Genomic DNA, 12995 nt, shown 5'->3' with positions numbered 1-12995 from the left:
CGGGCGGCGATCGCCCTCAAAGCCTGCCGAGCAGCCTTTGCAGTCCCGACTTGCGTGCGACGCGTGTTGCAAATTTGTGACGGCTCAAGCCAAATCGGAACCCGCTATGCAGGCTTGGCGTGAAGTTAAGCAGAGACGCGCCATCACGCGTATGCATTTGCGAACACCGCGACAGTAGCTCCCGCCCATCTTGTCTGCCTCGTCCGCTCGACATGAAAAGGCGAGCGAAATCAAACGGGAATATCCGGCAATGGCCGCTCTCGCCTGACGTATGGCGGTGAGGCTTGGCCTTCCAAATCCGCCAGTGAAACGCAGCACCCTGTGCAAACAAGCGGCATGCCTTGAAACAAGTTGAGGCTTCTCACTCCGGGAGATCGGCGCAAGTGTCGCACCCAAGGGACGTTCATTTTTACGTGTCCAAACTTGGGGGTATTCGATGTCGTTTCGTATGAAGGCAGTTGCGGCGGCGGCGCTGTCACTTGCTACGCTCGCTACCGGTGGCATGGCTCAGGCAGCCGACTTGCCGGTCAAGGCTGCCAAGAAGGCGGCTGACCTTCCGTTCTTCCTGGTGATCGACGACCGCGTCACCTTCTCCTACATCTTCAATGCCTCGCAGCCCGGTGCATTCACCAACACCAACGGCGTGATCAACGCCAAGACGACGAAGCAGGTCTACTCCTTCACCCACTTCGATGCCTGGACCTACGGCACCAACTTCTTCACCATCTCGATGTTCAAGTCGGACCACAACGATCCGGCAGGCCCCTGCACCGCCACAGGCGTGGTCGTTTCGCCGGCTGCGGGCTTCGCTGCGACGCCGACGAGCTGTGCCGGCGCGACAGAAATCTACGGCCTTTTCCGCTCAACCTTCGGCTGGAACGAGATCTTCAACACCAAGGCCTTCACGCAAGGCCCCCTGCACAACATCTCGTTCGAGGTTGGTATGGATGCCAACACGGAGAACCGTTATTTCGGCGCCGCCAAGCGCGACGTTGTCGCGGGTCTGCAGTTCGCCTTCGATCTTCCCTATAAGGGCTACTTCAACGTCGCGCCGCTGGTGTATTGGGAGTTCGCCAACCACAACTCCTTCTCGCAGTGCGGCGCCGGTTGGTCCGCTCCGTGTATTGCCGACGGCAACACGTCGTTCAAGCCGACCTGGGCGATCGAAACCAACTACTATATGGACCTCGGCTTTCTGCCGCAGAACATGCAGTATTTCTCGATCAGCGGCCGCGCGGCGTGGTACGGCAAGAAGGGCACCGACACCGAGCCGCTTCCCGCCAGCGTCGCCAACAACGTCTATCCGACCAAGGTCGAGTTCAATTCCGAGCCGATCCGCCTGACCCTCGATGCCTCGAAGGCGATTTGGGGCGACAAGTACTCGCACTTCGTCGACGTCTGGGTCGCCTATCGCTACTGGCAGAACAAGTTCGGCCTCGATCACAACAATGCCTTTGCTTGCACCACCTTCGTCGGTGGTACGAAGGTGAGCACCGGATCCTGCACCGAGTCCTCGCTCTACTCCGGTATCACTGTGAAGTTCTAACCACCTGACACTCTTCAGGTGAATGACGATGACGCCGCGTCAAACCTCCGCGGCGTCATCTTCGTTTGGGGGATGGGCTGGGTACCGTCAGGCAGCCCTTCAATGAGCGCGGGGCAAGGCCCGCTCGGCGGCGTCTACTTCGTCCACACGCCATCGTGCAGCGCTTCGGCCTCGTCTTCGAGCAACGGCCCCGCAACGTCTGTCGGCCTCTGGCCACTGGCAAAGACCTCGCGGCAGGGCAGGTCTAGCGTCGGATTCTCCGGATGATCGCCGGTAATGCTGCGCAGGCGGTGTTCGCTGAGGCCATAGACGACTCGGCCGATGCCGGCCCAGTAGATCGCGCCGGCGCACATCGCGCAGGGCTCGGCGGAGGAATAGAGGGTGGCTCTCGCCAACACCTCGCGGCCGAGCGTCCGGCAGACCAGTGTCGCGGCGAGGCGCTCGGCATGCGCGGTGCCGTCGTGATCCGGCATGTAACCGTTCTCTGCCTCGATCAGCACTTTGCCTTCAGCATCGACGACGATGCAGCCGAAAGGATGGTTGCCGTGGGTGAGGGAACGGCTGGCGACCGCAAAGGAAAGGCGGAGGAAGTGCTCGTCGCGCTCGGACCCGCCGCTCATCGCTCTCCCCTGGTCAATGCCCCGCCATATGCCGACCGACAACGGTGAGATCGGCTTCGCTGGTCCGTGCTTCATACACGAATTCGCCGTGGAACATCACCACCAGCCGATCGGAGAGTTCAAGGAGTTCGTCGAGGTCCTCGCTGACCAGCAGCACCGCGGCGCCGCGGTTGCGCGCGGCCATGATCTCGGCATGGATTTGCGCCACCGCTGCGAAATCGAGCCCGAAACAGGGATTGGCTGCGATCAGCACCTCGACGGCGCCGCCGAGTTCGCGGGCCAGCACGGCGCGCTGGACGTTGCCGCCCGACAGCGCCGAGATCGGCGTGTCGGGCGTGCGGGTCTTGATCTTGTACTGGGTGATCTTCTTCCTGGCGTCGACGCGGAAGGCACCGCGGTTGAGCCACCAGCCGAAGCTAGCGAAAGGCGCGCGGTCGAACTCGCGAAAGGCGATGTTGTCGGCGACGCTCATGCCGCCGACACATGCGTTCTTCAACGGCTCCTCCGGCAGGAGTGACATATTGTGCCGCCGCATCTCCTCGCGGCTGGCGTGATAGGGATCGCCGGCGACACGGATCTCGCCACTCTCGGCTTCGCGCTGGCCGGCCAGCACCTCGACGAGCTGGCGTTGGCCGTTGCCGGAGACGCCGGCGATGCCGACGATCTCGCCGGCGCGGACCGTGAGGGAGACATCATGAACGGCGATGGCGCCGGCGTCGTCGAGCGCGCGCATCTTCGCCAGCTCCAGCCTCGCCTTGCCGGCCTCTCCGGTGCGGGGCGGCTGCACCGTCAGCTCCTCGGCGCCGATCATGGTGCGCGCCATCGCGTCCGGCGTCAGTTCGGACACCTTGCCGGCACCGGCGAGCGTGCCGCGGCGCAGGATCGTGACGTCGTCGGCGAAGGCCATAACCTCGCGGAACTTGTGCGTGATCATCAGGATGGTCAGCTCGCCCTTGACCACCATGTCGCGGAGCATGCCGAGCACCTCGTCGGCTTCCGCCGGGGTCAGCACCGAAGTCGGCTCGTCCAGGATCAGGAAGCGGCGCTTCAGGTAGAGTTGCTTGAGGATCTCGCATTTCTGGCGCTCGCCCGCGGAGATGTCGGCGACTTTTGAGCTGAGCGGTACCTTGAATGGCATGCGCGCGAGAAAGGCCTCGAGCTCCTTCATCTCTTTCGGCCAGTTCACGACAGCCGGCACGTCATCGCGCGCCAGCACCAGATTTTCGGCGACGGTCATCGCCGGCACCAGCGTGAAATGCTGGTAGACCATGCCGAGGCCGAGGGCGTGGGCGTCCTTAGGATTGCCGATCGCGTGCTCGCGCCCGCCGACCAGAATGTCGCCCTCGGTGGCGTGATAGTAGCCCATGATGCATTTGACGAGGGTCGACTTGCCGGCGCCGTTCTCGCCGAGCAGCGCATGGAACGAACCCGGCCGCACTTTCAGCGCGACATTGTCCAGCGCCAGGAAATCACCGAAGCGTATGGTCATGGCGATGGCATCGACGCCGAAGGCGCCCGATGGCGGCGGCGTTTCGCCGACGATCACGAAATCGCTCCGATGAAAGCGTCGGACGTCGAGACCGCGCCGAACACGCCGCCCTGCATCTTGATCATCTTCAGCGCGTGGTCGTGGTTGCTCTTGTCGGTGGCACCGCAGCAATCGTGCAGCAGCACGCATTCGAAGCCGCGGTCGTTGGCCTCACGCATGGTGGTGTGAACGCAGACGTCGGTGGTGATGCCAGTGAGCACGATGTTCTCGATGCCGCGCACGCGCAGGATCAGCTCCAGATCGGTGGCGCAGAACGAGCCCTTGCCAGGCTTGTCGATGATGGGTTCGCCGGGCAGCGGCGCGAGCTCCGGGATGATGTCCCAGCCGGGCTCGCCGCGCACCAGGATGCGGCCGCAGGGACCGGGATCGCCAATGCCGGCGCCGATCTGCCGGGACCGCCAGCGCTTGTTGGCCGGCAAATCCGAGAGATCGGGACGGTGGCCTTCGCGGGTGTGGATGATGTGAAAGCCTTGGCCCCGCATGGCCGTCAGCAGTCTCTTGATCGGCTCGATTGGCGCCCGCGTCAGTGAGAGGTCGTAGCCCATCTTGTCGACATAGCCGCCGACGCCGCAGAAATCGGTCTGCATGTCGATGATGATGAGCGCGGTATTCTCGGAACGGAGATCGCCGCTATAGGGCCAGGCATAGGGCTCGGACTTGATGGTGCGCTCGGGCATAATTTGGCTCTCTAGCGGGTGATCGACAATTCGGCCGGGGCTCCGGTCAGCGTGCGTTTCGGCGAGCAGGTGATGATCATGATCGCCAGCGTCAGGATGTAGGGGGCGGCGTTGAAGAGGTGGTAGCCGGAGGTGACGCCGACCGATTGCAGCGCCGGGCCCAGTGCTGCAGCACCGCCAAAGGCGAGCGAGGCCCACAGACAGAGCAAGGGATCCCAGCGCGCGAAGATCACGAGTGCAACCGCCGTAATGCCCTGGCCCGAGGACAGGCCCTCGTTCCAGCTTCCGGGATAGAACAGCGACAGGAAGGAACCGCCGATTCCGGCAAGGAAGCCGCCGACCATGGTTGCGCGCAGGCGGATCAGCAGCACGGAGTGGCCCATCGCACGCGCGGCGTCCGAACTCTCGCCGGCGGTGCGGATCAGGAGGCCCCAGCGCGTAGTCCGGAAGGCCCAGTAGAGAATTGGGGCGAGCGCGACGCCGATCAGGAACAGCACGTTGACCCGTAGGGCCGCGCGCACCTGCGGAATATCGCTCCACCAGCCGAAATCGATTGCGGGCAGTCGAGGTGCCGTCGGCTCGATCAACGGTTTGCCGAGGTAGAAAGCTAGTCCGGTGCCGAACAACATCAGCGCGATGCCGACCGCGACGTCGTTGACGCGCGGCAGCGAGCAGATGCCGGCATGCAGCGCGCCCAGAAGCGCACCGGTGATGCCAGCGGCGAGCACGCCCAGCCACGGCGATCCCGTGAGATAGGAAATGCCATATGCGCTCATCGCGCCCATCACCAGCGTGCCTTCGAGGCCGAGATTGATGCGGCCTGAGCGCTCGGTGATGCATTCGCCCAGGCTCACGAACAGGAACGGGGTCGAGACGCGAATGGCGCCGCCGAGCACGGCGAGCGGGACGGTCCAAAGTCCGATCGAGCCGTCTGCCATCTCAGGACTTTCCCTTCAGAAACCCGATGCGGCCGTAAAGCGCATCGCTGGCCAGCACGAAGACGAAGATGATGCCTTGCAGCACCAGCACGGATGCATCCGGTAATCCGAGGCGGCGCTGCAACAGCCCGCCGCTGGCGCTGATACCACCGAGCAGGATCGCGACGGGGATAATGGCGAGCGGATTTTGTCGCGCCAGGAAGGCGACGAGAATCCCTGTAAAGCCGTAGCCCGCGGCGAGGTTGGCGTTGGTGCGCCCCTGCACGGCGGCGACCTCGACCATGCCGGCAAGGCCCGCGGCGCCGCCGGCGAGGAAGCAGATGGTCAGGATCAGCTTGCTGACATTGAGGCCGACGATCTTCGCAGCGCGGATGTTGCCGCCGGCAACACGCGCGGCGAAGCCGAACACGGTGTGATAGATCAGGATATAGGCGGCGATCGCGGCGATCAGGCCGAACACGAGACCCCAATGCACGTCGGTGCCGGGGATCGATCCGATCATGTTGGCCGCGCCGATCTCGCGGGTTGACGGCTTGTTGAGGCTCGCGGGGTCGCGCATCACGCCTTCGACGAGATGGTTGAGGACCGCGAGCGCGATGTAAACGAGCAGCAGGCTCGAGATCGTCTCGTTGACGCCGCGATATTGCCGCAGCGCGCCCGAGAGCATGACCCAGAGGCCGCCGCCGATCACGCCGGCGATGACCATGGCGATCTGCACGACGAGCGGCGGCATGCCCTGAAGCACCAGTGCCGCGCTGGTTGCCGACAGCGCGCCGATCAGGAGTGCGCCTTCGCCGCCGATGATGACCATGCCGAGTTGGGCGGGCAGCGCCGTGCAGAGTGCGGTAAGGATCAGCGGCGCCGCGCGCGTCAACGTGTTCTGCCACGAGAACCAGGTGCCGAACGCGCCGTAGTACATGTAGAAATAGAGGTCGAGCGGGCTCTTGCCGAACATCGCGACGAAGATACCGAAGACCCCGAGCGCGCCGGCCAGCGCCGCGCCCGGGATCAGGATATATTCGATCGCTCCGCCGTGACGTTGGAGGAATCCCGGATCGGCGGCCGGGGCAACCGTCCCGACCGCTTCAACAGGATCCGCAGCTTCCGTCGTCACGAAGTCGCCCCAACCACGCCCTCCACAAGATAGTCCATCTTCTCGAGCTCGGGATCCTTCTGGCCGCGATCGGTGCCGGCTGCGATCACCGTCTTGCCCTTGTTGTCGACCAGGCCTCCCTTGAAGATGGCGTAGCCGTCACCGGACAAGAACTTGGCCTTGACGTCGTCGGCGTGCTTGCGCGCCTCGGCGGAGACCGCTTCGCCATAGGGCGAGGTCTTGACGATTTCCTCCTTGAGGCCGCCGCGATAGAAGTTCGGGATGCTCTCGCCGGCGGCGATCATCTTGACGAACTTGGGGTACAACGCTTCCCAGTTCCACTCGGCTCCCGTGAGATACGCCTTTGGCGCGAGTGGCGACTGGTTGACGTGATAGCCGCACACCATGGCGCCCCGGCGCGCGGCGTTCTCGACCATGGTCTTCGGACCGTCGACATGGCAGGTCAGCACGTCGACGCCCTGGTCGATCAGACTGTTGGTGGCCTCGGCTTCCTTGATCGGCATCGACCAGTCACCGGTGAAGATGACCTGCGTGGTGGCCTTGGGATTGGCGAGCCGCGCGCCGAGCGCGAATGCGTTGATGTTGCGCAGCACCTGCGGGATCGGTTTCGCGGCGACGAAGCCGAGTTTGCCGCTCTTGGAGCTGTAGCCGGCGACGATGCCCGAGATATACTGGGCTTCATCGATATAGCCGAAATAGCTGCCGGCGTTCTTTGGGTCCTTGTCGCTCCACAGGCCGCCGCAGTGCTCGAAGTGAAGCTTCGGGAATTTGTTGGCCATCTTGACCATGTGCGGATTGTAGTAACCGAACGAGGTCGGGAAGAGCAGGGTGGCACCGTCGAGATTGATCATCGACTCGATCGTCTTCTCGACCGCGTCGGTCTCCGGCACCTTCTCTTCTTCCACGACCTTGAGGCCGGGAATCTTCTTCAGCGCCGCCGCGCCCTGCGCATGCGCCTGATTGTAGCCGTAGTCGTCGCGCGAGCCGACATAGATGAAACCGATCGTCGTCTCGGCCGCAAAGGACGGGCGGGCGCCGGCCGCCGCGCCGAGCGTGAGGGCCGCACTGCCCTGCAACAAATGACGTCGTGAGATCCTGCCAAATTCCATTGCTTGCTCCCCTTGGCGGATGCACCGCCTCATCTCGCGCTGCGCCGGTCTGGCGGAGCCCGGGATCAATTGTCGCAAGCTTCGTGCCAGAGGTTGCCGAGAGAGAATCTTTTATTAAGCCGTTGAAATTAATTAGATATTTTCGGCAATTCGAGCTTGATCAGGAAAGCAGCAGATGAAATTATAGGCAATATTTTATAGTTGTATGCAATGGAGTTAAGCAGTCTTAACCGGCCTGGACATGTGCATGACGAGGGCCGGGTGGTCTGCCGGCGACCGCATTCATGCTAACCACGCGCTGATTGGAACGGTGTCGGCCGCGTGATTTCGCTGGCACCGAACTTGAATCGATTGCGCCAGGACCGCCGTCGCCGCGGTCCCAAGAGATGGAAAGCTCGCCGAGATGGCTGCTGGTAACGCCGTTCACACTGGTTCGCTCGGCGAAGAGATCGTGCGAGGGATCAATGAGCTCGCGGCGATCTCGGAAGAAGGCGACAAGCTCACCCGCATCTATCTGACCAGCGAGCTGCGCAAGGCGGCGGACCTCATCCTGAGCTGGATGCGCGACGCCGGCATGAGTGCGCGTCTCGACGCGATCGGCAATGTCTGCGGGCGCTACGAAGGCGAGCAGCCGGGCGCGCCTTGCCTGATGCTCGGCTCGCACTACGACACCGTGCGCGATGCGGGCAAATGGGACGGGCCGTTGGGCGTGATCACCGCGATCGCCTGCGTCGCCGATCTCAATGGCCGCGGCAAGCGCCTCCCGTTCGCGATCGAAATCGTCGGTTTTGCTGATGAGGAAGGGGTGCGCTTTGCTTCGACCTTGCTCGGCAGCCGCGCGGTCGCCGGCACCTTTGACGAGAGCGCCCTCAACACACGCGACCGCGATGGCGTGTCCATGCGCGACGCGCTGGTGCAGTTCGGGCTCGACCCCGATCATATTGGCGCGGCCGCGCGAGCCCGGCGCGAGCTGCTTGCCTATCTCGAGCTGCACATCGAGCAAGGGCCGGTGCTGGAAGCACAAAACCTGCCCGTCGGCGTGGTCACCGCGATTGCGGGCGCGACACGGCTTGCCACGCGGCTGACCGGCATGGCGGGGCACGCAGGCACGGTGCCGATGGCGCTCAGGCGCGATGCGTTGGCGGGCGCGGCCGAATGTATCGGCGCGATCGAACAGTTTTGCCGCACCGACGAGGACGGGCTGGTCGGCACCGTCGGCTACATCCAGGCGAGGCCCGGCGCGACCAACGTCATTCCGGGCGAGGTGTCGTTCACCATCGACATGCGGGCACCGACCGACATGCACCGCAAGCGCGCGGTCGCCGATGTCGTCAGGCAGATCGAGGCCGTCGCAAAGCGCCGCCAACTGTCGCTTCAGCTCGACGTCACCCACGAGAACCGCACCGCGCCGTGCGCGCCCTGGCTGAAGGACCAGATCGCGCAGGCAATCAAGGCGGAGGGTTTTTCCGTGTTCGAGCTGCCGAGCGGGGCCGGGCATGACGGCATGGCCATGATCGATATTGCCGATGTCGGCATGATCTTCGTCCGCTGCCGCGGCGGCATCAGCCATCACCCGGACGAGCATGTCGAGCTCGCCGATGCCGACGCCGGCGCCCGGGTGCTGCTGCGGCTGATCGAGGATTTTAGGCCGCGGAAAGGGTAAACTGAACCCGCAAGTCACGGGATGGAGACACGAATCATACAGGTCTAGAGCCACGACGGCCTCCCGCCGAACCACGAGACACCATTCGACGGCGCCTATGAACAGCAGCATCTCGTTTCCATCCCATCGCGAAAACCGATTTTACCAGGGTGTGGCGGCGACCTTCGTCGCCAACGCGCTCCAAGCCGTGAACTTTCTCGGTGATCGATTCCTGAGGCAGTCACATCATCCGTTCACGGCCATCGAAGACCTTTACCGGCACTCGATGGACAGCGCCTTTGCGGTGACTGAGTCCTTTCTCGTCACGGGCGCGCCGCACGCCTCTGCGTATTATCCGCGCGACTTTGCCTGGTTCTATCCCGACGTCCTCGACCCCGACACCATCATGGATTCGCAGGATGCGGTGCGGCGGGCTCGTCTGCTCGACAAGAGCGTCCGCCTGCTGCTGGAAGCGGTTCGCGCCAACGTCGTCACGACGACCATCGTCCCGGCTGGGCCCGCCAGGTATCTTGGCGTGAACTATTTCTCGCGCCCCTCGGATACGCTGCTCGGCATTCTGGCCGGCCTGCGGCAGATGATCTCTGCCGAGGAGAGAGGGTCATCCTACCTGGCGATGTCGCAATGCGCGCATGCCGGCCGCCTGCTGCTGGCCGAATATTGCGGTGATCTGAAGCGCGCGATCCTCCAGCTCGCAAGCGAGCTCGAACCGTTCAATGATGATGGCTCCACCTATTTGCTGTGCGACGCCAGTACTCCGCGCTCCGCGGCAACCGACACGCGCGCCGAGCGCAGGCGTTTCGTCACTAACGCCTGCGTTCACACGACGTTCGTGTGGGGCGTGCAGCTCGGAATCGTCAACGAGAACGAGCTGAAGCGGCGGCTCGGACGCGACCTGGCGCAGTACAAGAGGGACCTGCTCCACCTGTTCGGCAAGGGCGGCCATATCAGGCATTCTCTTGATGGCCCTACGGGCTCGCCGGTGTCCTCGGTCGCGCTGGATTTCGTCAATGTGCATCGCGGCTTCTGGGATATGAGCGAGGAAAGCGAGCGCGCGCTGTTCGCGGCCACGGCGGATCTGATCATTGCGGAGCCGCGCTTTCGCATCCCCGGCACATTCCACTTCCTGGTGTCCGCGGATAATCCGCGTAACAAGATGATCCATAAGATCGCGGCTCCCGCCTACCAGGGACGGTCCTCCTGGCCGACGTTCAACGTCGAGTTCGCGGATCGCATGCTGGACTACGACGAATTCTCGGGGAGCAATACTTACCGTTCCTGCGCCCAGGGAATTCTGAAGGACATTCGCACCGCGACCGAAGTCCACGGCGGCTATCAGGAACTGATCTCGGAGCAGGGCCTGAAATATCGCACCTGGGCCTACAAGGGCGCCGTAGCCCACTCCTGGTTTCCGCGTTTCCTCTCCGTCTGGAGGAGGGCGCATGGAACGCCGCTCCTCCAGTGGAATGACTGAACGGCGGTCGTTACCCCGCCGTTACGTCCACGAGCTCGCCGCCGTCGAGGACCTTCGCCGCCTTGGCGCGGTCGAGGTCGCCTTCCCAGGCGGCCACCACCACGGTGGCAACGCAGTTGCCGGTGAGGTTGCCGACCGCGCGAGCCATGCCGATGAACCAGTCGACCGACAAGACCAGCACGAGGCCGATCGCAGGGATGCTCGGCACCGCGTTCAGCGTCGCCGCCAGAATCACGATCGCGGAGCCCGGTACGCCATGCGCGCCCTTCGAGGTGATCAGGGAGACGCCGAGCACCAGCAGGAGGTCGCCGAATGACAGCGGCGTGTTGGTCGCCTGCGCGATGAAGACGACCGCAAGCGTCAGGTAGATCGAGAACGCGTCGAGATTAAAGGAATATCCGGTCGGGATCACCAGGCCGACCACGGAATCCTTCACGCCCATCCGCTCCAGCTTCTTCATGATCTGCGGCAGCACGGCGTCCGACGAGGCGGTCGCGAGCACGATGGTCAACTCCTCGCGCAGGTAGGCGAGGAATTTGAGGATGTTGATGCCGGCGAGCGCCATGACGCCGCCGAGCACGCCCAGCACGAAGATGCCGACCGAGACGTAGAACAGCGCCACCAGTGAGACGAGCTGCTTGAGCGAGCCGACGCCGTATTTGCCGACGGTGTAGGCGACTGCGCCGAGCACGCCAAGTGGAGCGACGCGGACGATAAGCCCCATGACGCGGAACAGCACGGTTGAGGCGGCATCGATCATCGAGGTGACGAGCTTGCCTTTCTCACCGCCGACCAATGCGAGGCCTACGCCGAACAGCACTGCGAAGAACAGCACCTGGAGCACGTCGTTGCGCGACAACGCGTCGAACGAGGTGCTCGGGATCACGTTGAGGAGGAAGGAGCCGATGCCGCCGCCCTGAAGCTTGTGGGCGTTGTCGGCATAGGTATTGAGGGCCTTGGCGTCCAGCGTCGAAGGGTCGATGTTCATGCCGTGGCCGGGGCCGAAAGTGTAGGCCAGGATGAGACCGACCACGAGCGCGACTGTGGTCATCACCTCGAAATAGACCAGCGCCTTGACGCCGACGCGTCCGACCTTCTTGAGGTCGCCCGCACCGGCAATGCCGTGCACGACGACGCAGAACACGATCGGCGCCACGATCATCGAAATCAGCTTCAGGAAGGCGTCGCTCAGAATCTTGAGCGAGATGGCAAAATCCGGCGCGGCCACGCCGAGAATGATGCCGAGGATCAGCGCGGCCAGGACCTGGACGAACAGCGATGTATAGAGCGGCTTTGGCTCGGCAGCCGGGGCCGCGGCAATGGTCGACATGGTGACTCCCCCGTTTTGACGACGTCTCGATCGTCGAAAGGAGCAACTAGCGTGCCAGATTGTCGCGGTTTCCGCTGAGGAGGAGGTCTATTTGGTCGCTTTTGCGGTGCGACTGGGCATCCGCATCGGCACCGGGCCACCGTTCGAGCTGCCATCGGTCACATGGACAGCCGATTTTGCGGTCGTACCGTCATGTTCCGCATGCGGGTGGCCGTGTCACGCCGCCAGATCCAGCAGCCGACACGATCCGCGTACCAGCACCTTGCGTCCATTCGGCGTCATGACCGGCACACCGTCGCAGACGACGACAAGACCGAGCTTAACGAGGCTCTCGATGAGATAGGCCTTGGAAAGGCGACCGTTCGACACCGGGTTGCGAAGCGCCTTCAGAACCTCCCATTGGTCTGGCGAAAGATCGAAGTCGATGTCGTTGCTCATGTTGCCTCAAGCCGTAGTGCCGTTCGTGCGCCTCTGTTAGAGGCGCTGCATGAAGACCGTGCGACGACAATGAGTCGGGAATTCGGTGAGGTGTTTAGAACTCCTCTTCACAAATTGCTGCACGCCATTGCGCCACAAGCGTTAAGACCGCTCGATCACGAGGACCGTCTGGAGCTCGATCACATATTGATGATGTGGGCTTCATATTGGTCGGCGAACCACCGCACTGCACGGGAAGCGCTGCTGTCCCATTTTGCGTCGCAATATGCACAGAAATCATGAGACGAAGGGTTCGGGATTCTGTACGCTGATTCGCGGGGAATGGCTTCACACGGCAGGAGTGGAGTGCATGAACAGACTAGTCGAAATTCGTAGTCAGGAATCCCTGTGCCGGGAGCGCGCCGCGCTTGATTTCCAGCGCCGGGTTTTCTGGCTTGCGCAAGCTCAGGAATGGGAGCAGCGCGCGCTTGACGAGATCGCCTATCATTTCCGGGAGTGCAATGTGGCTCAGACGGAGCTGATGCGAAACTGACGTCGGCT

The 12995-nt window shown here is 63.3% G+C and carries 12 protein-coding genes; 4 read left to right on the top strand and 8 right to left on the bottom strand.

The window, feature by feature from the left end:
• Positions 1 to 436 precede the first annotated feature (436 nt).
• Complete coding sequence (locus IVA75_RS16055; RefSeq protein ID WP_247290536.1) at positions 437 to 1546, top strand: hypothetical protein; 1110 nt, start codon at positions 437 to 439, stop codon at positions 1544 to 1546.
• Between the two features lie 134 nt (positions 1547 to 1680).
• Here the strand turns inward: IVA75_RS16055 and IVA75_RS16050 are convergent, their stop codons facing one another.
• Genes IVA75_RS16050 through IVA75_RS16025 form a run of 6 tightly spaced genes read right to left on the bottom strand, consistent with a single transcriptional unit; the run spans position 1681 to position 7553 of the window.
• Positions 1681 to 2166 (bottom strand): nucleoside deaminase, encoded by a 486-nt coding sequence (locus tag IVA75_RS16050; protein WP_247290534.1) that lies wholly within the window; start codon positions 2164 to 2166, stop codon positions 1681 to 1683.
• A 13-nt stretch (positions 2167 to 2179) separates the two neighbouring features.
• Positions 2180 to 3712, bottom strand: a complete 1533-nt coding sequence (locus IVA75_RS16045) for an ABC transporter ATP-binding protein (RefSeq protein ID WP_247290533.1) — start codon at positions 3710 to 3712, stop codon at positions 2180 to 2182.
• Complete coding sequence (locus IVA75_RS16040) at positions 3709 to 4392, bottom strand: isochorismatase family cysteine hydrolase (protein WP_247290531.1); 684 nt, start codon at positions 4390 to 4392, stop codon at positions 3709 to 3711. Before IVA75_RS16040 ends, IVA75_RS16045 begins: the two co-directional genes overlap by 4 nt.
• A gap of 11 nt (positions 4393 to 4403) precedes the next feature.
• The gene (locus IVA75_RS16035; RefSeq protein WP_007612833.1) at positions 4404 to 5330 is read right to left on the bottom strand and encodes an ABC transporter permease; all 927 of its coding nucleotides are present in this window, start codon (positions 5328 to 5330) and stop codon (positions 4404 to 4406) included.
• A 1-nt stretch (position 5331) separates the two neighbouring features.
• Complete coding sequence (locus tag IVA75_RS16030) at positions 5332 to 6444, bottom strand: ABC transporter permease (RefSeq protein ID WP_247290529.1); 1113 nt, start codon at positions 6442 to 6444, stop codon at positions 5332 to 5334.
• Entirely contained in the window at positions 6441 to 7553 is a 1113-nt protein-coding gene (locus IVA75_RS16025) for a BMP family ABC transporter substrate-binding protein (protein WP_247290527.1), read from the bottom strand. Before IVA75_RS16025 ends, IVA75_RS16030 begins: the two co-directional genes overlap by 4 nt.
• Before the next feature lie 403 nt (positions 7554 to 7956).
• On the opposite strand from IVA75_RS16025, the gene IVA75_RS16020 reads away from it, so the two are divergent.
• Both IVA75_RS16020 and IVA75_RS16015 read left to right on the top strand, forming a co-directional pair.
• Complete coding sequence (locus IVA75_RS16020; RefSeq protein ID WP_247290525.1) at positions 7957 to 9216, top strand: allantoate amidohydrolase; 1260 nt, start codon at positions 7957 to 7959, stop codon at positions 9214 to 9216.
• A gap of 97 nt (positions 9217 to 9313) precedes the next feature.
• Positions 9314 to 10687 (top strand): hypothetical protein, encoded by a 1374-nt coding sequence (locus IVA75_RS16015; RefSeq protein WP_247290524.1) that lies wholly within the window; start codon positions 9314 to 9316, stop codon positions 10685 to 10687.
• 10 nt (positions 10688 to 10697) lie between these two features.
• Here IVA75_RS16015 and IVA75_RS16010 read toward each other — a convergent pair whose 3' ends face one another.
• Together IVA75_RS16010 and IVA75_RS16005 are read right to left on the bottom strand one after the other, a co-directional pair.
• A complete protein-coding gene (locus IVA75_RS16010; protein ID WP_018456682.1) occupies positions 10698 to 12017 on the bottom strand; it encodes a dicarboxylate/amino acid:cation symporter in 1320 nt (439 codons plus the stop codon).
• A gap of 216 nt (positions 12018 to 12233) precedes the next feature.
• Positions 12234 to 12455 carry a hypothetical protein gene (locus IVA75_RS16005; RefSeq protein WP_247290522.1) on the bottom strand — a complete coding sequence of 74 codons (222 nt, stop codon included), beginning with the start codon at positions 12453 to 12455 and terminating at the stop codon, positions 12234 to 12236.
• 349 nt (positions 12456 to 12804) lie between these two features.
• On the opposite strand from IVA75_RS16005, the gene IVA75_RS16000 reads away from it, so the two are divergent.
• Positions 12805 to 12987 carry a hypothetical protein gene (locus IVA75_RS16000; protein ID WP_027519316.1) on the top strand — a complete coding sequence of 61 codons (183 nt, stop codon included), beginning with the start codon at positions 12805 to 12807 and terminating at the stop codon, positions 12985 to 12987.
• The last annotated feature ends 8 nt before the right edge of the window (positions 12988 to 12995 follow it).

The organism is Bradyrhizobium sp. 134 (assembly GCF_023074155.1).
GTDB lineage: Bacteria > Pseudomonadota > Alphaproteobacteria > Rhizobiales > Xanthobacteraceae > Bradyrhizobium.
Note: the sequence above shows the minus strand (reverse complement) of the source record. Positions and strands in the feature narration are given on the sequence as shown.